This window comes from Enterobacteriaceae bacterium ESL0689 (assembly GCA_029433525.1).
Taxonomy (GTDB): domain Bacteria; phylum Pseudomonadota; class Gammaproteobacteria; order Enterobacterales; family Enterobacteriaceae; genus JAQTIF01.
In genome coordinates this window covers 2,223,900-2,247,063 of the sequence record JAQTIF010000001.1, presented here as the reverse complement: position 1 = coordinate 2,247,063, position 23,164 = coordinate 2,223,900, and the positions used below count along the sequence as shown (strand labels likewise).

Here is a 23,164-nt window from a genome sequence, read left to right as displayed (position 1 = left end):
GATAAATCGACAAGGTTAACGAATGCTGGCGCAATTCAGGCAAAAGGCATAACGATTCTGAGGATCGTTAAACTGCGCGAGCTTGTCGCTTTCGGCCTTGATTTCACTGGCGGTCACTGCTAGTGGCGCGGGCAGCCAGGCGTGAAGCATCGCGGGTAATGAGGCGCGTACCGAACCACTGAACAGGCTGAGTGCCAGCGAGGTGAAGGTCGGCGTTTCCTGATAAAACTCGATATTCCAGTGCTTGATTTTTGCCAGTTCAGCCGCTTTGGCAACGGCGTCGTCAAAGTCACCAAGGCTATCGACCAGTCCGTTCGCCTTTGCATCTTTTCCGGTCCAGACATGACCCTGAGCAATCTGGTCAATTTTTTCAGGTGTACTGTGGCGTGCTTTCGCCACCAGTTGAATAAACTGTTTATAACCAGATTCGATACTTAACTGGATCATTTGTTGCACTTCATCAGGTAACGGCTGGAATGGTGAGATATTCGCCAGCACTGATGTTGATACGCCATCGCCATGAATGCCAATGGCATCGAGGGATTTTTCGAAGGTATTGACGATACCAAAAATACCGATCGAACCGGTCAGTGTGTTGGGGTCCGCAATAATGTAATTCGCTGGCGTGGTGATCCAGTATCCCCCGGAGGCCGCCATGCCTCCCATTGATACCACCACAGGAATGCCCTTTGTCCTGGCTGTCGCCAGTGTTTCGCGAATAACTTCAGATGCCGTGACACTGCCACCCGGGCTGTTGACACGCAGGACAATCGCTTTGGTATTGGGATTCTGACTGGCTAACTGGATCTGTTCAGCGACGCTATCACCCCCTGCGCTACCCTGGCTATCTTTGCCATCGACGATCACGCCGTTGACCGCGATGACAGCAATGGTGTCTTTCTTTGCAGGCGGTGTCACCACATCATAATCGTAATAGCTGATGGAACGATAATGCTTTGTCCGCTTATTGAGCTTAAACTGTTTGATCAGCTTCTTTTCCATCTCATTGGCGGTCAACAGCTCATCAACCAGTTTATTATTGAGGGCATATTGTGCCGTATTGCCATCAGCGTTGCGTAAATCGCTAAGCATTTGCCGGGCTTCAGGGAACAGCTGTTGAGGCGTAATTTTGCGGTTAGCGGCGATGGTCTCAAGATAGTTATCCCACAGTTCGCCAATCCAACGGCTGTTGGCCTCACGCGCAGCAGGTGACATATCATCGCGGATAAAGGGCTCGACCGCAGATTTATAGGTCCCAATCCGGAAGACATGCGTGGAGATTTTCAGCTTATCGAGTAGCGATTTGTAATACATATTGTAGGCAGCGAAACCATGCAAATCGATTTCTCCGTAGGGCGTGAGCCAGATACGATTGGCAAAGCTGGCGAGATAATACTGGCTCTGATTGTAGTGCCTGCCGATAGCATAGACCGGTTTGTTGCTCTCGCGAAATTCATTCAACGCCTTGCCAATATAGTGCAGCGAGGGTTGATCGCCACCGATAAGATCCTTGAGATCAAGCACAATGCCAGTAATGCGATTGTCGGTTTTCGCCTGGCGAATAGCATCGACAATATCAAATACGGAATTTTCCTGAGGTGTATCACTGTCACCCGTTAACAGTTGCTGGCCGATCTCGCTGAATTTTGCGCTGCTTGAGGGCATGTCGACGATCACCCCCGAGATATTCAGTAATAATGCACTATCAGCGGGAACAGGCGGTGAAAATTTGCTCGCTATCCATAGACCGACAAAGATCAGAATCAATAGCAGGAACATCAGGTTGAGTACGAGTCGACGGGAAAAGTCGAGTATTCGCCATGTCCACTTCGTTATTCTGGTGAGAGGATGCATTTATTCTCCGTGAGATGATTAAAATAATGTCGCTGTGAATGTGTTGTAGCCGATATCCTAATGACACAATGGATAATTGTCAGCAGGAATGATCCGATGGCTATAACAAAATTCTGATACATGATAATTTTATGCGAAATGGTCTCACAGGAGTAATATAAATGGATGCCCTTGATCTACTGATAAATCGTCGTAGTGCTTCCAGTCTGATGGCACCCGCACCCGGCGGTGAACAACTGGAAAACATTCTGCGTGCCGGGATGCGTGCACCGGATCACGGTATGCTGCACCCGTGGCGCTTCTTCATCATTGCTGATGAAGGCCTCCAGCGCTTTAGTCAACTGTTAGCGCAAGCCGCACAGGAAGCAGGGCAGGATGATAATGGGATCGAAAAGGCACGCCAGGCTCCTTTTCGTGCGCCACTGATTATTGCGGTGGTGGCCCATTGTCAAACGCACCCGAAAGTACCGCAATGGGAGCAGGTAGTAACCGCAGGATGTGCGGTGATGGCGATGCAGATGGCGGCGGTTGCCCAGGGATTTAATGGCATCTGGCGCAGTGGCCCATTGACCGACAGCCCGCTAGTGCGTGCCGCGTTTTCCTGCCGTCAACAGGATAAACTGGTCGGTTTTCTCTACCTCGGAACACCACAACCGACCCGCTCACCCCGTAGTATTCGCCCACTGGATAGCGAATCTTTTGTGACACATTTCTGATATTTAGCCACTGTCTGACAGGAGATGCTCATGAGCGGGCAAACCATTCGTTTAACGCAATACAGTCATGGTGCGGGCTGCGGTTGTAAAATTTCCCCCCAGGTGCTGGAGACGATCCTCAAAAGCCAGCAGCAAACCTTTTCTGATCCTCACTTGCTGGTGGGCAATGAAACCAGTGATGATGCAGCGGTTTATGATGCCGGTAACGGGACATCGATTATCAGCACCACCGATTTTTTTATGCCGATTGTCGATAATCCGTTCGATTTTGGCCGCATTGCGGCGACCAATGCGATCAGTGATATTTTTGCGATGGGCGGAAAACCGATCATGGCGATCGCGATCCTCGGCTGGCCGATAAATACCCTGGCGGCAGAAATTGCAGCGCAGGTGGTGGATGGGGGGCGCTTTGCCTGTCGGCAGGCGTCAATCGCGCTGGCCGGAGGCCATTCGATTGATGCGCCGGAACCTATTTTCGGCCTCGCGGTGACCGGAGTGATCCCCACGGAACGGATCAAGCGAAACTGTACCGCGGTGGCGGGCTGTCGATTGTATCTGACCAAACCGCTGGGGATTGGCATCCTGACGACCGCAGAGAAAAAATCGCTGCTCAAACCGGAACATCAGGGCGTAGCGACAGAAATAATGTGTCAGATGAACCTGGCGGGCACCGCCTTCGCTGAGATTGAAGGGGTGAAAGCCATGACGGACGTCACCGGGTTTGGTTTGCTCGGTCATCTGAGTGAAATGTGTCGTGGCGCAGGTCTCGGCGCCCGCTTAAATTATGCCGATATCCCGAAATTAGCGGGCGTCGAAGCCTATATTGCGGCAGGCGCTGTCCCCGGTGGCACCGAACGTAATTTTGCCAGCTATGGGCATCTGATCGGAGATATGCCAGCAGCGTGGCGAGCGTTATTGTGTGATCCACAAACGTCAGGCGGATTATTGCTGGCAGTACTCCCCGAAGCGGAAGCGAAAGTGCAGGCGGTAGCCCAGACGTTTGCTATCCCGCTGGTGGCCATTGGTACGTTAGTCGCCGCGCGTGACGGACAACCGATGATCGAAGTTGATTAACGCTATGCGCTTATTTATTGCAGAAAAACCTAGCCTTGGTCGCGCTATTGCTGAGGTATTACCCAAACCGCACCGTAAAGGGGATGGTTATATTGCCTGTGGCGATGGTCAGGTGGTGACCTGGTGTATTGGCCATCTGCTGGAGCAGGCGCAGCCGGATGTTTATGATGATCGCTATGTTCGCTGGAATTTACAGGATCTGCCGATTGTACCGGAAAAATGGCAGCTTCAGCCGAAAACATCGGTGATGAAACAACTGAATACCATCCGGCGGTTGCTGGGTGAAGCGCAGGAGATCGTCCATGCTGGCGACCCGGACCGGGAAGGTCAGCTTCTGGTCGATGAGGTGCTTGATTATCTGCAACTCGCCGCGGAAAAGCGCCAGCATGTGCAACGTTGTCTGATTAACGACCTCAATCCGCAGGCGGTGGACCGCGCGATTTCACGCCTGCGTGCCAATCACGAATTTATACCATTATGCGTCTCTGCGCTGGCCCGTGCGCGCGCTGACTGGCTGTATGGCATTAATATGACCCGTGCCTATACCTTACTGGGACGTCATGCCGGTTATCAGGGGGTATTATCGGTTGGGCGGGTTCAGACCCCCGTACTGGGGCTGGTGGTGCGTCGCGATGAAGAAATCGAAAATTTTATCGCGAAAGATTTTTTTGAAGTCAAGGCACACATTGTCACCCCGCAGGGAGAGCGTTTTACCGCCATCTGGCAACCGAGTGAGGCTTGCGAACCCTATCAGGATGAAGAAGGGCGCTTGTTGCATCGACCACTGGCGGAACATGTGGTCAGGCGTATTACTGGCCAGCCTGCGATCGTCACCGCGTATCATGATAAGCGGGAAGCAGAACCGCCGCCGTTACCTTTTTCGCTCTCCTCACTGCAAATTGAAGCAGCGAAGCGTTTTGCCTTGAGTGCGCAAAATGTGCTTGATATTTGCCAGAAACTGTATGAAACGCACAAACTGATTACCTATCCGCGTTCAGATAGTCGTTATCTGCCAGAAGAGCATTTTGCTGGTCGTCAGGCAGTATTTAATGCCATCAGCGTACATGCGGCGGAATTGTTACCACAACCGGTTATCGATCTGGCGATACGCAATCGCTGCTGGGATGATAAAAAGGTCGACGCACACCATGCAATTATTCCGACTGCGCGCAGCAGTGCAGTGAAACTCACTGATAATGAAGAAAAAATTTATAATCTGATCGCCCGCCAGTATCTGATGCAGTTTTGCCCGGCGGCACAGTTTCGTCAATGTCAGATTGATCTTGATATTGTCAGCGGTAAGTTTGTCGCAAAAGCGCGCTTTCTGACCGAAGCGGGCTGGCGCACGCTGTTGGGCAGTAAAGAGCGTGATGAAGAGAATGACGGTATACCCTTGCCGGTAGTGGCAAAACAGGATCAATTGCTGTGTGAACAAGGTGAGGTGGTGGCCCGACAGACTCAGCCCCCTCGTCACTTTACCGATGCGACATTGCTCTCGGCAATGACCGGCATTGCCCGTTTTGTTCAGGATAAAAATTTGAAAAAGATCTTACGCGCCACCGATGGGTTGGGCACTGAGGCGACCCGCGCTGGCATTATCGAGCTGCTGTTTAAACGAAATTTTCTGATAAAAAAGGGGCGTTCTATCCATGCCACGAAGGCGGGGCGGGCGTTAATTCACTCGCTGCCAGAGACCGCTTCCCGTCCGGATATGACCGCTCACTGGGAGTCGGAATTAACTAAAATAAGTGAAAAACAGTGTCGTTATCAGGATTTTATGCAGCCACTGATCGATTCACTGCATCAGCTTATTAGCCAGGCGCGAAGCACGCCGACAACGCAGTTCCGGGGGATTATGGCCGCCTCCGGAAAGTACAACGCTGGCGACAGCCAACGAAAACCCCGCCGCAAGGGGAAAACGAAAAACCGCGCGGCGGGAAATTCACCCTGAACGCTGGTGATCTGGCCTCAGGGGCGATGTCTGTCTGCTTACAGCACCCCTTGTGCCAGCATCGCGTCCGCCACTTTGACAAAACCGGCGATGTTGGCACCGCGAACATAGTTGGTTTGTCGCCCCTGACCGCCATATCGCACACAGGCGTGATGAATATCTGACATAATCTGATGCAAACGCCGATCGACTTCCTCGGCACTCCAGCTCATGCGTGCCGCATTTTGTGCCATTTCCAGCCCTGATGTTGCAACACCGCCAGCGTTAGCGGCTTTGCCGGGGGCGAACAAAACGCCAGCGTCGAGGAACAGGTTGGTGGCCGCAATAGTGGTCGGCATATTGGCGCCTTCCGCCACCACTTTCACGCCATGCGCGATCAGCTGACCGGCAGCGTCAACATCCAGTTCGTTTTGTGTCGCGCAAGGCAGGGCAATATCGACAGGAACCGACCAGGGTTGTGCACCGTCCAGATAGGTCAGGCCATATTCCTGAGCGTAGTCAGCGATTCGGCCCTCGCGACGGTTTTTGATCGCGCACAGACGGGCCAGTTTTTCGGCAGTGAAACCCTCTTCGTCGACCACCGTCCCACCGGAGTCTGAAGCTGTGATGACACGTGCGCCCATCATCATGGCTTTTTCGATCGCGTATTGTGCGACATTGCCGGAACCAGACACGGCGACCCGCATCCCGTCAAGGCTCATACCGTGATGTTTAAGCATGGCATCAGTAAAGTAGATCAGGCCATAACCAGTTGCTTCCGGGCGGATCAGACTGCCACCAAACGAGAGCCCTTTCCCGGTAAAAACACAGGCGCTATTGTTGGACAGCTTTTTCATCATGCCGGCCATAAAACCGATCTCACGAGCTCCGACGCCAATATCACCAGCAGGGACGTCAGTATCCGAGCCTAAATGGCGATACAGTTCTGTCATCAGTGCCTGGCAAAAGCGCATCACTTCACCATCACTTTTACCTTTGGGATCAAAATCACTGCCACCTTTGCCGCCGCCCATCGGCAAGGTGGTCAGGGCATTTTTAAAGATTTGTTCAAAGCCAAGGAATTTGAGAATAGACAGGTTCACCGAGGGATGAAAACGCATGCCGCCTTTATACGGACCAATAGCGGAATTGAACTGCACACGCCAGGCGCGATTGACCTGCACCTGATTATGGTCATCGATCCATGCGACACGGAACTGAATAGCACGCTCCGGCTCGACCAGGCGCTCCAGCAGTGAAAACTGGCGATAGTGCGGATTTTCTTCAAGAAAGGGCCACAGTGTGGTCATCACTTCCTGGACTGCCTGGGCAAACTCAGGTTGATGAGGAGCACGTTGCTGAACATGAACGAGAAAACTTTCCAGCGTAGAGAGATTATCCATAGTTATCAATTTACCTTATGGTTATGATGTGGAATGCCTACAGGATTTTTTCCGATAATGATCGCTAACTATCTGAAAGCAACCTGACTAAGAGCCTGGTCCATCAGGCTGTTTTACTTGCTATTTTGGCCCTGGGCAGTGCCAGAAATCCTCACGTACTACCTGTACGCTGCGGTTTCTCCGCGCTGGCTGTGTTAATAACGCCTGCTGGGCCAGGCTTTAAATAGGGAGGGTATTCTACTTATTGACTTCCGGCGAAATGGCCGTTTCCTGACTATATACCAGCTGTTGCGGTGATAAAAGCAGGAAAATTATCCGGGAATGTGACAAGGTCGGGATTATTCAGCGATAACATGGTCAGCAAAACCCAGCCCACCAGGCAGTGCGTTACTCAGCGGTGTGAAAGGTGGCCCAGACGGGAGCATGGTCAGACGGTTTTTCCATGCCACGGATCGCGTAATCAATACCGGTATCAACGCAACAATGGATCAACGGCGCACTGGCCAGCAGCAAATCGATACGCAGTCCCCGGTTGTCCGCGAATCCCCGTGAGCGGTAGTCGAACCATGAGAAGCGATCCTGACATAGCGGATTGGCATGGCGCCAGGTATCTACCAGCCCCCAGTCGAGCAGACGCGCCATCCATTGCCGCTCTTCGGGCAGGAATGAGCACTTACCGGCACGCAGCCAGCGTTTACGGTTCTCTTCACCAATGCCGATATCCAGATCGGTCGGGCTGATATTCATATCGCCCATAATCAGTACCGGGTTATTTTTATTCAGTGTGCTGTGCAGATAATCCTGCAGTTTCTGATAGAACGCCGCTTTAGCCGGGAACTTAATCGGATGGTCACGACTCTCGCCCTGCGGAAAATAGCCGTTGATGACGGTGACAGGACCAAGGGGAGAGGGAATACCGGCAATGATCATGCGCCGTTGTGCCTCCGGGTCATCATCGGGGAAACCGCGATGGACAAATACGGGAACGGTTTTGCACAATAATGCCACACCATAATGGCCTTTTTGTCCATGATAAAAGACGTGATAACCGAATTTCGCCACCTCTTCGTGAGGAAACATATCATCATGAACTTTGGTTTCCTGCAGGCCAATAATATCAGGCTGGTGTTTTTCGATAATGGCTGCCAGTTGATGTAAATGGGCGCGTAGTCCATTGATATTAAAAGAGATAAATTTCATGATCGCCGTTACTGAACCAGGTAAAGTCTCATGGTAACAGAAATTGCGGTCAATGATCGTGGAAAGGTCTTACAGAAGGGGGATGACTGTCCGGATGTGACTCCAGCGATATGCCGGAGTCTGCACTGTTGATGATATGGCCCTCAGGCAGTCAGTTCTTCTTCTGTTGTGAGGATCAGCTCGGTAACACTGGCTCTGTCCTGCTCTTTAAACATATTGGCACCGCCAATAAAAACGCCGCCTTTTTTGACACAGAGCGAAGTATAAGTCAGGTTGCCGGTAATGCTGCCGCGCTCGGCAATTTCGATATCTTCTGCCAGGCACTCGCCAGTAATACGCCCATCAACGATCAGATGACTACAGACGATATTGCCCTGTACTGAACCGCTGCTCATGACCTTCACGATGCCGCCGGAGGCATGAATATCACCGGTTACACTACCATGAATATAGATTTGATCAGCGATGGTCAGATTGCCTTCAACATGGACATCAGCGCCGATAATAGTATTTTTCTGATGAGCAAACTTCGATATTTCTCCTTGTGACTCCGTCGGCTGTGGCATGGTCTCTTCTACAGGAGATTCTGGTGTTAATTTGCTTTTTCCAAACATATTCATTTTCCTTCTTTGTAATCCATAAAATAAAAATGCGGTAAGCGCCAGTGCTAAGGTCGCCAGTGAAAGCAGGGTAAAACCAAATGCCCAGCTCAGTAATGATATGAGCCAGGCCGCAGAAGCACTATAAAAAAACAGATTCTGTTTGTTGTTCTCTGAGTTCATATCGCTTCCACCAATCTGTGAAATATGTTTTCTTTGGTTTTGTAGCAGAAACTGATGTGTGAATGCTGAAAAGTAGCAGTATATTCTGGCAGCTTGTTATTTGCATACAATATCCTGTTGATCGCTTGTATATGCAATAGCTTATAATAACTGTTGCAACAATACTATGATCTTATGCACTTTTATGAGCAACCGCACAATTAATGACAGATGTGAAATTGATTCATTGTTTGAATGTCACAGTAGAACGCTGGCAGTTATTGTTGTTGTGGCGTTGTCTGTGCCAGCCTGACTGACTCTGCCAGCCGCCACGCCCGCAATTATAATCCGCACCCTCTGAGGTGTGCGGATGAAGCGAATAAAACCAAATGGCTATCAATACACTTCTCTGGAGAATGAACCGCATGGCCCTGACGCTGGCCGATATACAGAATTATCTGATAGTTATATCTTCTGTCTGGCAGATTATTACAAAGGGTAGACAGTATTTTTACTTAATCAAAACAGACAGTCATTTATTCTTACGATATATTATTACTGTTTTTAGTCTTTTATTTTTTATTATTCTTAATAATAGTTAAAAAATATTTTTATATTTTCTTTCCTTTACATATGAGCAATTGACGATAAGTCGGCTAATGTTTATCCTGTTCGTCGGTTACAGGATAGCGACCGTTTATATTAACGTAAGTAAGAGGCATCAGAATGATGAAAAAGATAACCGCACTGTTTTTTGCATCCACACTGGCATTGGGAATGACGGGCTATGCGCATGCGGTGGATGGCGATACTCCGCATATCAAAAAGGATAGCATGGAGCGCTATCATAAAGGTATGCATGGCCATTCGATTCATATGGCATTAAAAAATATCAAATTGACGGATGAGCAAAAAAAGCAGATCCACGATATTGTAAAAAATCAGGATGAAAAAAATCCGCAGCCTGCGGAGGAAGATCTACGGGCAATGCATGATCTGATTACCAGCGATACGTTCGATCAGGCAAAGGCTGAAGCACAAATTGATAAAATAGCAGCATGGCATAAAGCGGCATTGCTGCAACGTCTGCAAGTTCAGAATAAAATCTATAATATTCTGACGCCAGAACAGAAAAAAAAGTTCAGTGATAATCTAAATAAAAAAATGACAGAGCTCGAAAAGAGAGCAGCTGTCAGGAAATGATCTTTCTGTATCCTGAATAGATGGACCAGGCAGCTTAGCTGCCTGTGTTGGGGGCAGGTACTACGTCTGACGGGACATCGCCGCAGCAACAAGTGCACCGCGACAACCACGACGATTATTTTTTCCAGAAATCATCAAAGACTGTGATCGGCAAGTGGCGTTTATGCTCCGTTTTCTGATACCACGCCTCAATGCGTTGCATGATGTTCTTATCGAGTTGTTGACCTTCCAGATAATCATCAATATTTTCGTAACTCACTCCCAGCGCCACTTCATCGGGCAGTGACGGGCGATCGTCCTCGAGATCGGCGGTGGGTTGTTTATTATAGAGGTGTGGCGGACAGCCCAGAAAAGTCAGTAGCTGTTTACCCTGACGTTTATTAAGACGATAAAGGGGATTGATATCGGTGCCACCATCCCCGTACTTGGTGAAGAATCCAGTAATGGCTTCCGCAGCATGGTCAGTACCGACCACCACCCCCTGGTTCATTCCGGCAATGCTGTATTGTGCTTTCATCCGTTCACGGGCTTTCTCATTACCACGGACGAAGTCGTTCAGCTCAACCCCGGCGTCACGTAATGCCTGCTCGCTCGCCATAACCGCACCTTTTATATTGACGGTCAATACTCGGTCTGGCTGAATAAAAGCGATAGCATCCTGACAATCCTGCTCATCGGCCTGAATACCATAGGGCAGGCGGACGGCGATAAACTGCAGCTGTTGATTACCAGTTTCTGTGCGTAATTCATTAATCGCCTGCTGACAGAGTTTTCCGGCCAGTGTGGAGTCCTGACCGCCACTGATCCCCAGCACCAGTGATTTAATAAAAGGGTGGGTTTGCAGATACGACTTTAAAAAGTCGACACTGCGGCGCACCTCTGTTGCCGCATCGATTTGCGGCTTTGTTCCCAGCGTTTGAATAATTTTTTGTTGTAACGTCATTATTTACCCTCTCAGGAAAGTAAAAGCCTGCTATCCCGGATAAAACTACCTCGTTAATAATCAAACGACAAGGATCTTCCCAGTATATGATATCGAAAGGGAGTGAAATGGCTATAATCGCTGCTGACACAGAATTTTTTCTCAGATCGATCGCTGTCACGCGCTTGCTTGAAAAAGAACGTTAACTATTCCAGGCTTAATTGTCATGTTAATCGATGAGGAACAGATCAGTATGAACAAAAATATTGCAGGATTGTTAGGTGCCATGACCGTTGCCACCTTGCTGGCCGGTTGTACGGTTTATGATCGTACCGCTGACCAGTTCACCCAGCCGGTCGTCAAGGATGTCAAAAAAGGCATGTCCCGTGTACAGGTTCGGCAAATCGCGGGAAAACCCACGTCTGAAATCAGGATGATCTACGCACGCGGAACCTGCCAGAACTATATTCTGAAGCATCGGGATGGTACAGTAGATACCTATTTTGTTGCCCTGGATGATACCGGCCATGTGATGAACTCGGGCTATCAGAGTTGTGCAGAATACGATACCGATCCAGGTAGCAGTAAATAGCATAAATGTTATGCTGCTTGAGTGCAGGAATAGAGGGATATTGCAGAAAAGCGCAGACATTCGATAGCAAAAACAACAGGGTTTCATCGTGAAAATGAAACCTTTTTTAATGATTTTTTTAGCCATCTTGTTTACTGTAAAGGGCATTTCTTTTTTTATTTAGTGAATTTATCGATGATGAAGAGGTTGCGCCAACAAAATCGTCCTGTTATTAGCTATCTGCCCCGTGTGGAGCCAGCTCCTCCGGAACATGCGGTTAAAATAGAAGGGTTTTGCGATGTGTGGCGGTTAAAAGGCAAATATGTCGCTTTTATTGTCCAGGGGGAGCGTTTATGTCGTTCCCCGCCGTTTGATATACCGGAGTCAGCACAACGCTGGGCGATGCAAACGCGCCAGGATAATGAGATCGGACAGTAAAATTAATGCTGTGGGTGAGTGGCGTGGTCTTTTAATCTTTCCGTTTGCCTGAGGAAGAGACTGAACGTGTCCTGTAGCGATTGGATCATGATGGATGACCTGCGTATCACATCATTCTCAGCGAAAGTGTGAGGCATCCACAGGGTACAAACCAGCAATCCTATGCACAGGAGCCGTTCTGACTGATTGCTTTTTTGTGACATCAGAACAGGCAAACGAAAACGCCAGTGACAAGGCCACAACAGGGGGACGCCTGCTGGCGTGAGCATATCAGCAACAATGTGGCTGATATAGCCCAATACCATGCCCTGGAGTACATCGGCGGGAAGGAAGCTGCTCTCAGGCTGGTACAAATAAAAGAGTGTTAGCGCGGCAGCCACCGCAAGCAGGCTATGGGTAAAGCCGCGATGACCAAAAATACGCGCTATCGGTCTGGCTATCCAGGGCAAGCGCTGGCCCACGAATGAGTGTGGATGATCGATATCAGGGACCAGGCTGGTTAGTACGACAGAAGGAATAATATGCCACCAGTCACCTTGTGCAAGAACCGGGGTTAATGCTGCATTTTTAGCAAATACACCACAGGCGATAGAAAATAGAATATGGCCTTCCGCCGTCATAATGGTTACCTTTGACTGTTAATCTATCCAGTATATGTATTTTAGCCGATGTACGAAAGAGATGACGGTGTAACTATTTGTCACAAAAGCGATATCGCGATCGGTAATCAGGAGCATTCATGACATATCAACAAGCCCGATACTGGGCGGTAGTGAAACGGCTGGCAGGCAGCGTTATTTTTATTCTGGCTCTGGTTTCGACGCTGATATCAGTGCTGAAATTTATGTATGAACATAGCGTAAAAAAAGCCGGTATTGATGCGGTAATGATGGATTTTTTCCATGTACTGATTGATATGATCCGTGTCAATACGCCGTTTCTTAATTTTTTCTGGCATCATTCACCGCTGCCAGATTTTGCACACAGCCTGAATCCACTATTCTGGATCATCTATATGCTGATATTTATCGGTCTTGCGTTACAGGCATCGGGTGCACGTATGGGACGACAGGTGAGGTTCCTGGGTGAAAGAATCGAAGATCAAATGATTCTGGAACAGGCACAAGGTACAGAAGGATTAACTCGTGAGCAATGGGTACAACGCATTATCATCCCCCGTCATACCCTTCTGGTACAGTATTTTCCGCTATATATCTTGCCGGTGATGATATTCATTGTCAGCTATATCTTTTTCTCGCTATCGGGTTTTATCTGAATAAAGCCGCCGGCCAGTTTACTGGCCGGGGAGAGCACGCGGTTTGCCGTTATCGTCTACTGCAACGTAGATAAACAGAGCTTCCGTGGCTTTATAACGTTGTCCTCCGTTATCAGACGCCACTTGTTTTACCCAAACCTCAATATTAATGGCCACCGATGTGGTTCCGCGCCGGACGCAGTGCGCATAACAGCACACCACATCGCCAACTGCCACCGGACGTAAAAAGGTTATCCCGTCAACATGCACGGTGACAACACGACCATGAGCAATCTCATAGGCCATAATCGCACCACCGATATCCATTTGTGACATTAACCAGCCACCAAAAATATCCCCATTGGCATTGGTATCGCCAGGCATGGCGAGCGTGCGCAGAACCAGTTCGCCAGCCGGAGCCGACGCCGTTGCTTTGATGTTATGACTGTTTTTATTCATGATGATCGTCTTGTGGCATATGGCGATAAATATAAATGCCACTCACCAGGGTAAAAACCAGCGTCAGCGCGGTCAGACCGAAAACTTTGAAGTTGACCCAGATGGCCTGTGGCAACCAGAAAGCGACATAGATATTCGCCAGGCCACAAAAAATAAAAAAAAGGGCCCAGACAAAATTCAGGCGTAGCCACACGGTATCTGGCAGCGTTATCTCTTTGCCCAGCATGCACTGGATCAGCGGCTTTTTCATCACCCATTGGCTGAACAGTAACCCAGCGGCGAACAGCATATAGATAACCGTCACTTTCCATTTTATAAATTCATCATTATGGAAAAAGAGGGTCATTCCGCCAAAGATAACGACTACCGCAAAGGTGATCAGCGCCATTTTTTCAATTTTACGATAGCGTACCCAGCAATAGATCAGCACTATCGCCGTGGCGATAATCAGTGCCTCCGTTGCCACATAGATATCGTATAATTTGTAAAAGATGAAAAAGACAACTAATGGTAAAAAATCAAGAAACTGTTTCATATATCTGGTCCGTGGTTCAGATGAGTCAGGATAGTGGCTGGCTTCAATAAAGTGAGTGGCGAATCAGCATGTATAAGCGAAACAGGTAGATCAGCAACAGCGCGGAAATCAGATTATTGATAGTATTGACGGCGGCTGTCCCAATGCCGGGGGTCAGCATCATAAAGCGGGATACCGACAAAAGCAGTAGCATTTTCGCCAGCAGCCAGCCAAGAACAGCTGGTGTCACCAGACGCATATTAGCCCACGACAGCCGGATACTGCGCTGTATAACATTGAAAATTCCAGCTTTGTCCTGCACCAGCATCACTGGCGAAAAGGCGAGGACAATCATCAGCAATACACCGGGTATCAGTAATAGCATCATTCCCAGCTGGATGACAAAAGTGGTCATCAGGATAAGCAGAAATAATTTGGGTAAAAAAGGGACGCAATGACCAATAGCCTGTAATGCGCTGACCCGTTTGCCTGCCGAAACCATTTGTGTCATCAGCAGGGTGCCGCCGATGAGCATGATATTGCCCATCAGGCCAGAAAAACTGGCAGCTGATAAAGCGCGTAGCAGGATTTGCTGCTGTTCGACAGTCATAGACTGCAGCAGCTCAGGCAAGCCGATCAAGCCGATATTGTTGCTTTGATTTATCGCTTCCTGCAGAATCAAAAATTGTTCTCTGTCAGGAGATAAAGCCAGGTTAAGCACTGTCGTAATCAGTGCACACAGCAAGGCGATCAACAAAATGGTTAAAAACTGATTCCGGAAAAAATTTCCAGTGTCACGGTAGACGGACTGCGCCGTGATAGACATGTATTCTCCTCGGGTCTTGCGGATAATAACGGGCTGGCTATTGTAGCGCAGATTTTTCCCTGGTAGCACTCCTGTTGTTGTCAGCGAGATCTTTACCGGCAGCGGCGGCAGACCATAGTGTATTCTGGCCCGGTTGCAGGCATCGTTAACCACCCCCTGTTCACCGGTGACCGCAAACTGGCGACAGGGAGAAGGGCATTGTGGATAAATGGCACAGTGTACCGTTTGGCCAATTTCGCCTTGCAGCGCCACACAGCGCGCCTGGCGCTGGTTAGTCCCCGCCATGCAGCAGAGAAACGGTGTCAGCTGTTCAGTGAGTTGAGCAGGGACGACACCACCTGCATCGTCTCCTTCTGCCCAGTAGAAAGAGACACGAAAATAGGCGCAACAGGCACCACAGGTCACGCACGGGTTAATGTCACTCATCATGGCGTTTCCGATAAAAACACATTAGCATCAGCGTCTGCTCCTTTATTTATCATTCTGGCGCAAGGTCGCGCCAGGCATTTCCATTGGTTACAGCGATTTTTTACTTGTTGGTAAACCGCTACCAGTTAAAATATCCGGATTAATCAGGACAGACAACAGACAACAGACAACAGACAAGGGATAATTTTTTTGTCATAACATGGCTGTGTTTATGTAAATAAAACGTTTCAGTAAAGTATTAATATAATAAAAACAGGATTTTTAATCGCTATGATGGCATATGGATAATAAGAGCAGGGCTTAGTCACGGTGTGAAGAGTTAAATGATATATTTACATATTTCTCACGACCATTTATACTAAAGAAATATATCTATTCTATCATTATAATAAGTAGTGTAATTATTTTACTCAGAACCTGGCCTGTCAGGCGTTATTGATGCTGCCAGTCTGGACGCGGACTGCGCCAGCAAAAGATGGCGTGCCGCTGCGCAACAATACAGATAACAGAAGGGTTGGTAACGTGTATATATACAAAAAGCCATCGTTGAAGGCGCGGGTGAAATCCAGAACAGAATGCCGCATTGTGATGTCGGTCATTGCGCTGATGCTGCTACATCTTATTGGTTTTTATATATATAAAGAATCTGACACGCTCACTCTGTTATCGGCTTTGATCATTCTGGCCTTATTTGTATTCTGCCTTTTTTTATTTTATGTGATAATTAGAAATCATTTAATCTGGAAAAGACTGACGAAAAAAGATATTCCGCCACCCAGGACAAAGTACGGGAAAATTAGTGACATAGATACAAAAGTACAAGCGTGGTTTTATATACCAATGATTATTATCTATGATTATATCGTGATGAGTGCGGTGATTAAAAAAATCTATCTTAGTTTTCTCCTGTAATTATATGGAATCCATGAGTTATTTTTCATATTGATCTCCCTTTTTCGCTATGACCCGCATGCTGACATTATACAGTGAAAGAGGGGATAGAGCGTCATCTCAAGCACCTGGTCGCCAGGTGCTTGAGGGGCAATCTTTACCGTGTCGCCGCTTTCATATTTTGGACAAATATTTTCAACGTGGTCAGCATTTTTTGTGGATCATCAACATGGTTTTCAATAATTTTAACAATGGCAGAACCGGAAATCGCCCCGGCGGCTCCGGCGTCAATGGCGGCGACCACCTGTTCTGGGGTTGAGATACCAAACCCCTGTAATGGTGGCACCGCATGGTATTCAGTCAGTTTTTGTATCAGATGTGGCAGGGGACGGGCGGCGCTGTTTTCAGCACCGGTAACGCCAGCGCGTGATAACAGGTAAGTATAACCACGCCCCCGCGAAGCTATCTCCCGCAGCAGCTCATCATCGGCATCAGGTGGACAGATAAAGACGGGCGCGATATGGTGGCGCAAGGCGGCCTGGTGGAACGGCGCCGACTCTTCGATCGGCACATCGGCTACCAGAACCGAATCGACACCGCTCTCGGCACATTGTGCATAAAACGCATCGATGCCAGGGTTGAACACCAGATTCGCGTACATCAACAGACCTATCGGGATCGTCGGGTGTTGATGACGGATGGCAGATAGCATTGCAAAACAGCGTTCAGGAGTAATGCCGGCAGCAAAAGCGCGCAGATTGGCATTCTGAATCGTCGGGCCGTCCGCCAGTGGATCAGAAAACGGGATACCCAGTTCGAGGGCATCGGCACCGGCGGCAATCAGGGTATCGATGATTTTAAGTGACAATTCAGGTGTCGGGTCGCCGAGCGCGACGAAAGGCACAAATGCCCCTTCCTGACGTGCTTTCAGTTGGGCAAACAGTGTTTCATAACGTTCCATCAGATTTCTCCGCGTGATTGCAGAATATCGGCGACAGTAAAGATATCTTTATCGCCCCGGCCAGAAAGATTGACCACCAGCAGTTGCTCTTTTTGCGGATTTTCACGCATCATTTTCAGTGCATATGCCAGTGCATGGGAAGACTCCAGCGCCGGAATGATGCCTTCATAACGGGAGAGCGCCTGAAAAGCGTCCAGTGCTTCATCATCGGTGATGGAGACATAATCTGCGCGACCGATGCTGTTCAAATAGGCATGTTGTGGGCCGACCGAAGGGAAGTCCAGCCCGGCGGAAATCGAGTAGGATTCTTCAATCTGGCCATCAGCGGTCTGCATCATCGGGGATTTCATGCCAAAATAGATGCCGATCCGCCCATGTTTCAGCGATGCGCCATGTTTTCCGCTGGCAATACCGTGTCCCGCAGGCTCGACGCCAATAAGATTGACGCTCTGCTCGTCGATAAAGTCGGCAAACATCCCGATAGCATTAGAGCCGCCCCCCACGCAGGCAATAAGCGCATCCGGCAGACGCCCCTCTTGTTCCAGGATTTGCCTTTTTATCTCTTCACCAATAATGCGCTGAAATTCACGCACAATCGTCGGGAAAGGATGGGGGCCAGCGGCGGTGCCCAGCATATAGTGTGCGGTTTGATAACTTCCTGACCAGTCACGCAGGGCTTCGTTACAGGCATCTTTGAGTGTCGCGGAGCCACTTTCAACCGGGATCACTTCTGCCCCCATCAAACGCATACGAAAGACATTAGGCGACTGTCGCGCAACATCTTTGGCCCCCATATAAATGCGGCACTTCAGACCCAGCAACGCACTGGCGAGCGCGGAAGCGACGCCATGCTGCCCCGCGCCGGTTTCAGCAATAATTTCTTTTTTGCCCATCCGTTTGGCCAGCAGTGCCTGACCGAGCACCTGGTTGGTTTTATGCGCGCCGCCGTGGAGTAAATCTTCACGCTTGAGATAGAGTGTGGTACGGGTACCGGCGGTCAGGTTACGACAGCGGGTTAATGCTGTAGGACGACCGGCGTAATTGTTGAGTAAATCATGAAATTCAGCCTGAAACTGAGGATCTTTTTGTGCGCTGACAAACGTTTCTTCTAGCTGGCGCAGCGCTGGCATCAGGATTTGTGGAACATACATTCCACCAAATTCGCCAAACCAGGGATTGAGTAACATGCCCATCATTGCTCCTTAATACGCACGTAGCGTTTGAAATACTGAGGCCAGCTTACTGGCATCTTTTATTCGTGGTTGTGTCTCAACACCGGAATTAAAATCAAGCCCGCGACAGCCGGTGTTGATTGCTGCCAGACAGTTACCGGCATTCAGTCCCCCTGCCAGCATAACATTATGCAGGTCTTCACCCTGCAGTAATCGCCAGTCAAATGCCTGGCCGCTGCCCCCCTGACCATTATCAAACAGATAGATATCGACATGGTTGAGCTGACGCGCTGGCAGCTGATCGGTCACACTCAGCGCCTTCCAGATCGCGACATTATCGGCTAGTCGGCGGCGTAAGGTATCGATATAGATCTGATCTTCATCACCATGTAGCTGAACTGCGGCAAGATGCAGATTTTCTGCGCGCGCGACGACTTCGTCGATCGGTGCATTACGGAAGACGCCAACATAGCGCAGCGGGGCGGCCTGAATAATGGTTTTCGCCTGCGCTTCGTCAATGGCTCGCAAAGAGTCGGCAACAAAGATCAGCCCGCCATAAATGGCTCCGGCATCACAGGCGGCGCGGGCATCCCCGGGACGGGTCAGGCCACAGACTTTATGTTCACCGAACAGCACCCGCTTGACGGCTGCATTGAGATCCGCCTGTGCCATCAGCGCAGAGCCAATCAGGAAGCCGTTGACAAACTGACTGAGCTCGCGCACTTCACGGTGATGATAAATGCCTGACTCGCTGATCACCGTGACATCCGGTCCCAGACGTGGTGCCAGTTGCCGGGTACGATTGAGGTCAATCGACATATTACGTAAATCGCGGTTATTAATACCGACCACTTTTGCTTTCAGGGCGATGGCGCGTGCCAGCTCTTGTTCATTACTGACTTCGGTCAATACCCCCATATTCAGACTATGGGCGACAGAGGCCAGTTGACAATACTGATCATCATCAAGCACCGACAGCATTAACAGACAGGCATCCGCCTGATAGTAACGCGCGAGGTAAATCTGGTAAGGATCGATAATAAAATCCTTACATAAAATCGGCTGTGGTGCGACCGCACTGACGATGGACAGAAAATCGAAACTGCCTTCGAAGTATTTTTCATCACACAACACCGAAATCGCGGCAGCATAGTTTTTATAAATTTCGCCGATCGCCGCCGGATTAAAATCCGGACGAATCAATCCCTTTGACGGCGATGCTTTTTTACATTCCAGAATAAACCTGGTGCCAGTACCGGCAAGCGCCGCATAAAAACGGCGTTGTGTCGGCACAATCTGATGCGCAAAATCCGCCAGTGGCTGTTGTTGCTGACGGGCGGCCAGCCATTGTGTTTTATCAGCAATGATTTTGGCTAAAATGGTTTGCATGATTTACCCTCGTGCCGCTAATGCGGTGACTTTGTTATAGGCGCTGCCACTGCGGAGTACCGCTATCACGCGTTGCGCATTAGCGCGCAGATCTTCATGGCCAAACAGACGCATTAACATGGCGACATTCGCGGCGACAGCTGCCTCATGCGCGGCCTCACCGTGACCCTGTAACAAACGGGTCAGCAGGGTACGATTCTCTTCCGGTGTGCCACCCGTCAGTTGTTGCTGATGATAAGGTGCCAGACCAAAATCCTCAGCGGTCAGCTGATAATTGCGGATTTGATTCTGATGCAGTTCCGCCACTATCGTCGGTGCATGTAACGACACTTCATCCATTCCGCCACTGTGAACCACCGCCGCCCGCTGGTAACCCAGCATGCGCAGGGTTTCGGCGACAGGCTGTACCAGCTGTGGGCTATACACGCCAATCAGTGCCAGCGGCGGATGTGCAGGGTTGATTAACGGGCCCAGCACATTGAACAGTGTGCGGGTTTTCAGTTGCTGGCGGACGGGCATCGCGTGGCGAAAACCGCTGTGATACTTCGGCGCAAACAGGAAGCAAACCCCCAGATCATCCAGTGCATCACGTGACTTTTCAGCACTCATATCGAGATTGATCCCGAACGCCGCCAGCAGGTCAGAAGAACCCGATTTACTTGATACACTACGATTACCATGCTTAGCGACCTTCAGGCCACAGGCGGCGGCCACAAAAGCGCTGGCGGTAGAGATATTGATACTATTACTGCCATCGCCGCCGGTTCCCACGATATCGGCAAACAGGTAGTCCGGGCGTGGAAAAGGTGCCGCATTTTCCAGCAAAGCGGTAGCCGCACCGGCGATTTCCTGCGGTTGTTCGCCGCGCACTTTCATACTGATCAGCGCGGCGGCCAGTTGTTCTGGTTTCACTTCTCCCTGCACGACGGCGGAGAATAGCTGGTGACTCTCATGCTGACTCAGTATTCGTGCCTGATACAGATTCTCAAGCACCGGCTGGATCAGCGTGGACGCTTCGTTTTTTTGCTGTGCCCATGTCAGGGTGTTTTCCAGCAATCGTCCCCCTTCCGGGGTCAGAATGGACTCCGGATGAAACTGAAAGCCACAGACACGATCAGCATCATGACGCACCGCCATCACGATGCCATTAAAGCTGGCATTAATCGTTAATCCGGCCGGAATATTGCTGCCGACCAGCGAGTGGTAACGCGCCACCGGCAGCGGGTTGCTGAGTCCCGCAAACATCGCCTGACCATCATGTTCAATCGGGGAAGATTTACCGTGGAGGATCTCGCCCGCCTGGCCAATATAGCCACCATACGCTTCGACGATCGCCTGATGACCGAGACAGATACCAATGATCGGAAGTTTGCCGCGTAAGCGAATCAGTAATTCCGGCATACAGCCCGCCTCACTGGGCGTACCAGGCCCAGGCGACAGCATTAAAATCGGGTTATCCATCGTCGCGATCCGCTCAATTAATGCCTGTGCAGGCACCGAATTGCGGTAAATCACCACGTTATGGCCATGAGCACGTAGCTGATCGGCAAGGTTATAAGTAAAAGAGTCAGTATTATCGAGCAACAGAATATCGGCCATCAAAACATCTCCTTTGCATGGTGCGCCTGAGCGATGGCGTGCAGCACCGCGCGTGCTTTATTGCGGGTTTCATCCGCTTCAGATTGGGGAACGGAGTCGAGAACAATACCTGCGCCTGCCTGGACGGTAGCGATACCATCCCGTACCCAGGCGGAGCGGATCACGATGCAGGTATCGAGATCACCGTGAGCGGTAAAGTAGCCCACAGCTCCGCCATAGCTGCCACGGCGCCGACCTTCCGCCTCGGCAATCAATTGCATCGCCCGGACTTTAGGCGCACCGCTGAGTGTTCCCATATTCATACAGGCACGATAGGCGTGCAGTGCGTCGAGATCATGGCGCAGTTCGCCGACCACCCGCGAGACCAGATGCATCACGAAGGAGTAACGGTCAACTTTGGTGAGATCCGCAACATAGCGGCTGCCGGGGGTGCAAATCCGCGCGAGGTCGTTACGGGCGAGATCGACCAGCATAAGATGTTCGGAAAGCTCTTTATGATCACTGCGCATTTCCAGTTCGATACGACTGTCAAGATCGCGATCGAGCGAACCATCGGCGTGACGGCCACGCGGACGCGTACCGGCAATCGGGTAGATTTCAATCTGGCGGCTTCTGGCATCATATTTCAGTGAGCTTTCCGGCGATGCGCCAAACAGCGTGAAATCATTATCCTGCATAAAGAACATATACGGGCTGGGATTGCTCTTTTTCAGCACATCGTAGGCAGCCAGCGGAGAAGGGCAAGGCAGTGAAAAACGACGCGACGGCACGACCTGAAAAATTTCGCCCGCGCGGATGGCTTGCTGCATTTTACGCACCACCGCCGCGTATTGTTGATCACTTTGATCGCAATCGCAGTGCATCGTCTCAACGGCGATAACCGGTAGCGGAACAGGGGGTTCGCTCATCTGCTGGCACAATTGGGCAATACGCTGAGTCAGGCGCTGCTTTTCACTCTCCAGTGGGGTGAACAGACTTGACTGGATACGGGTCGTTTTGCGCTGATGGTCGACAATGATCAGCGTTTCTGCAAGATAAAAGCAGTAATCGGGGCAGGCGTTATCATTCTCCACCGCAGGCAGATTTTCAAATCCCGCGACCAGATCATAGGCAAACAGCCCACCGAAGAACATCGCTTCGCGTTGATCTTCAGGTACGGTGACCTGTTGTTGTAATAAACGGAAAGCATCAAACACCGATAAAGAAGATAAACGGGCGTCTTCATCCAGCAATTCACTCACCGGTGGAAATGTTAGCAGCCGCAGATTGGGCTGGATCTGATACTCAATATCGGCGGGCACAGCGTGATCAAGACACTCAAGGAGTGCTTCGCCATTCGCTGACAACGCCTGTATTGTGACAGTGTCACCTGTTGCGGTTATCCGTAGCGCGCTATCGACTAACAGCCAGCTTTGTAAATTATCTTTGCTCTCGATATCCGCCGATTCCAGTAACAGGGTTGCCGGACGCGCTCCGCAGAGCTGGTGAAACAATGCGGCTGGATCGGGCTGGTAAGTGGCGTCGCTGCTAAGCAGTTCGAGCGCCGGTTGGGTTGTTTGCATTGTTATTCTCGCTTTTTGGTCATCATTTCCTGGCC

General features: G+C 50.0%; 22 protein-coding genes and 1 pseudogene. 8 read left to right on the top strand and 15 right to left on the bottom strand.

Translation table 11 applies throughout. From position 1 onward, the window contains the following. Positions 1-15: 15 nt before the first annotated feature. Positions 16-1,854, bottom strand: coding sequence for a signal peptide peptidase SppA (gene sppA / locus PT300_10830; GenBank protein MDF7681047.1), 1,839 nt, complete (start codon positions 1,852-1,854; stop codon positions 16-18). Between the two features lie 161 nt (positions 1,855-2,015). Here sppA and PT300_10825 point away from each other — a divergent pair, with 161 nt between their 5' ends. The 3 genes from PT300_10825 to PT300_10815 are packed head-to-tail and all read left to right on the top strand — an operon-like array spanning position 2,016 to position 5,595. Further along, a complete protein-coding gene (locus PT300_10825; GenBank protein ID MDF7681046.1) occupies positions 2,016-2,570 on the top strand; it encodes an NAD(P)H nitroreductase in 555 nt (184 codons plus the stop codon). A gap of 30 nt (positions 2,571-2,600) precedes the next feature. Next, positions 2,601-3,644, top strand: a complete 1,044-nt coding sequence (gene selD, locus PT300_10820; GenBank protein ID MDF7681045.1) for a selenide, water dikinase SelD — start codon at positions 2,601-2,603, stop codon at positions 3,642-3,644. Between the two features lie 4 nt (positions 3,645-3,648). After that, on the top strand, positions 3,649-5,595 hold the full coding sequence (locus tag PT300_10815; protein MDF7681044.1) for a DNA topoisomerase III: 1,947 nt from the start codon (positions 3,649-3,651) through the stop codon (positions 5,593-5,595). Positions 5,596-5,633: 38 nt separating this feature from the next. Here the strand turns inward: PT300_10815 and gdhA are convergent, their stop codons facing one another. The 3 genes from gdhA to PT300_10800 all read right to left on the bottom strand — a co-directional run bounded on the left by gdhA (position 5,634) and on the right by PT300_10800 (position 8,959). Then, a complete protein-coding gene (gene gdhA, locus PT300_10810; protein MDF7681043.1) occupies positions 5,634-6,977 on the bottom strand; it encodes an NADP-specific glutamate dehydrogenase in 1,344 nt (447 codons plus the stop codon). Positions 6,978-7,364: 387 nt separating this feature from the next. After that, the gene (xthA, locus tag PT300_10805) at positions 7,365-8,177 is read right to left on the bottom strand and encodes an exodeoxyribonuclease III (protein MDF7681042.1); all 813 of its coding nucleotides are present in this window, start codon (positions 8,175-8,177) and stop codon (positions 7,365-7,367) included. 143 nt (positions 8,178-8,320) lie between these two features. Further along, the gene (locus tag PT300_10800; protein MDF7681041.1) at positions 8,321-8,959 is read right to left on the bottom strand and encodes a polymer-forming cytoskeletal protein; all 639 of its coding nucleotides are present in this window, start codon (positions 8,957-8,959) and stop codon (positions 8,321-8,323) included. Positions 8,960-9,667: 708 nt separating this feature from the next. On the opposite strand from PT300_10800, the gene spy reads away from it, so the two are divergent. Continuing rightward, entirely contained in the window at positions 9,668-10,141 is a 474-nt protein-coding gene (gene spy / locus PT300_10795; protein MDF7681040.1) for an ATP-independent periplasmic protein-refolding chaperone Spy, read from the top strand. A gap of 115 nt (positions 10,142-10,256) precedes the next feature. On the opposite strand, the gene nadE is transcribed toward spy, so the two are convergent. Then, entirely contained in the window at positions 10,257-11,084 is an 828-nt protein-coding gene (gene nadE / locus PT300_10790; GenBank protein ID MDF7681039.1) for an ammonia-dependent NAD(+) synthetase, read from the bottom strand. Between the two features lie 232 nt (positions 11,085-11,316). Between nadE and osmE the strand changes: the two genes are divergently transcribed. Both osmE and cedA read left to right on the top strand, forming a co-directional pair. Continuing rightward, complete coding sequence (gene osmE, locus PT300_10785) at positions 11,317-11,655, top strand: osmotically-inducible lipoprotein OsmE (GenBank protein MDF7681038.1); 339 nt, start codon at positions 11,317-11,319, stop codon at positions 11,653-11,655. 162 nt (positions 11,656-11,817) lie between these two features. Further along, complete coding sequence (gene cedA / locus PT300_10780) at positions 11,818-12,072, top strand: cell division activator CedA (GenBank protein MDF7681037.1); 255 nt, start codon at positions 11,818-11,820, stop codon at positions 12,070-12,072. A gap of 2 nt (positions 12,073-12,074) precedes the next feature. Here cedA and PT300_10775 read toward each other — a convergent pair whose 3' ends face one another. Next, positions 12,075-12,692 carry a metal-dependent hydrolase gene (locus PT300_10775; protein MDF7681036.1) on the bottom strand — a complete coding sequence of 206 codons (618 nt, stop codon included), beginning with the start codon at positions 12,690-12,692 and terminating at the stop codon, positions 12,075-12,077. Between the two features lie 119 nt (positions 12,693-12,811). Between PT300_10775 and PT300_10770 the strand changes: the two genes are divergently transcribed. Next, complete coding sequence (locus PT300_10770; protein ID MDF7681035.1) at positions 12,812-13,348, top strand: YniB family protein; 537 nt, start codon at positions 12,812-12,814, stop codon at positions 13,346-13,348. 18 nt (positions 13,349-13,366) lie between these two features. Here PT300_10770 and yciA read toward each other — a convergent pair whose 3' ends face one another. The 4 genes and pseudogenes from yciA to PT300_10750 form a co-directional block, all read right to left on the bottom strand. After that, positions 13,367-13,786, bottom strand: coding sequence for an acyl-CoA thioester hydrolase YciA (gene yciA / locus PT300_10765; GenBank protein MDF7681034.1), 420 nt, complete (start codon positions 13,784-13,786; stop codon positions 13,367-13,369). Next, a complete protein-coding gene (locus PT300_10760) occupies positions 13,779-14,321 on the bottom strand; it encodes a septation protein A (protein MDF7681033.1) in 543 nt (180 codons plus the stop codon). Before PT300_10760 ends, yciA begins: the two co-directional genes overlap by 8 nt. A gap of 43 nt (positions 14,322-14,364) precedes the next feature. Next, the gene (locus PT300_10755) at positions 14,365-15,126 is read right to left on the bottom strand and encodes a YciC family protein (GenBank protein MDF7681032.1); all 762 of its coding nucleotides are present in this window, start codon (positions 15,124-15,126) and stop codon (positions 14,365-14,367) included. Positions 15,127-15,270: 144 nt separating this feature from the next. Then, positions 15,271-15,552: pseudogene (locus PT300_10750) on the bottom strand (YkgJ family cysteine cluster protein). Positions 15,553-15,993: 441 nt separating this feature from the next. On the opposite strand from PT300_10750, the gene PT300_10745 reads away from it, so the two are divergent. Continuing rightward, on the top strand, positions 15,994-16,467 hold the full coding sequence (locus PT300_10745) for a hypothetical protein (GenBank protein MDF7681031.1): 474 nt from the start codon (positions 15,994-15,996) through the stop codon (positions 16,465-16,467). A 136-nt stretch (positions 16,468-16,603) separates the two neighbouring features. On the opposite strand, the gene trpA is transcribed toward PT300_10745, so the two are convergent. The 5 genes from trpA to PT300_10720 are packed head-to-tail and all read right to left on the bottom strand — an operon-like array spanning position 16,604 to position 23,129. Beyond that, positions 16,604-17,407 (bottom strand): tryptophan synthase subunit alpha, encoded by an 804-nt coding sequence (gene trpA / locus PT300_10740; protein MDF7681030.1) that lies wholly within the window; start codon positions 17,405-17,407, stop codon positions 16,604-16,606. After that, positions 17,407-18,600, bottom strand: coding sequence for a tryptophan synthase subunit beta (trpB, locus tag PT300_10735; GenBank protein ID MDF7681029.1), 1,194 nt, complete (start codon positions 18,598-18,600; stop codon positions 17,407-17,409). The genes trpA and trpB overlap by 1 nt, the downstream gene beginning before the upstream one ends. Positions 18,601-18,609: 9 nt before the next feature. Further along, positions 18,610-19,968 (bottom strand): bifunctional indole-3-glycerol-phosphate synthase TrpC/phosphoribosylanthranilate isomerase TrpF, encoded by a 1,359-nt coding sequence (trpCF, locus tag PT300_10730; GenBank protein ID MDF7681028.1) that lies wholly within the window; start codon positions 19,966-19,968, stop codon positions 18,610-18,612. A gap of 3 nt (positions 19,969-19,971) precedes the next feature. Further along, complete coding sequence (gene trpD / locus PT300_10725; protein ID MDF7681027.1) at positions 19,972-21,567, bottom strand: bifunctional anthranilate synthase glutamate amidotransferase component TrpG/anthranilate phosphoribosyltransferase TrpD; 1,596 nt, start codon at positions 21,565-21,567, stop codon at positions 19,972-19,974. Continuing rightward, positions 21,567-23,129 carry an anthranilate synthase component 1 gene (locus PT300_10720; protein MDF7681026.1) on the bottom strand — a complete coding sequence of 521 codons (1,563 nt, stop codon included), beginning with the start codon at positions 23,127-23,129 and terminating at the stop codon, positions 21,567-21,569. The genes trpD and PT300_10720 overlap by 1 nt, the downstream gene beginning before the upstream one ends. Between the last annotated feature and the right edge of the window lie 35 nt (positions 23,130-23,164).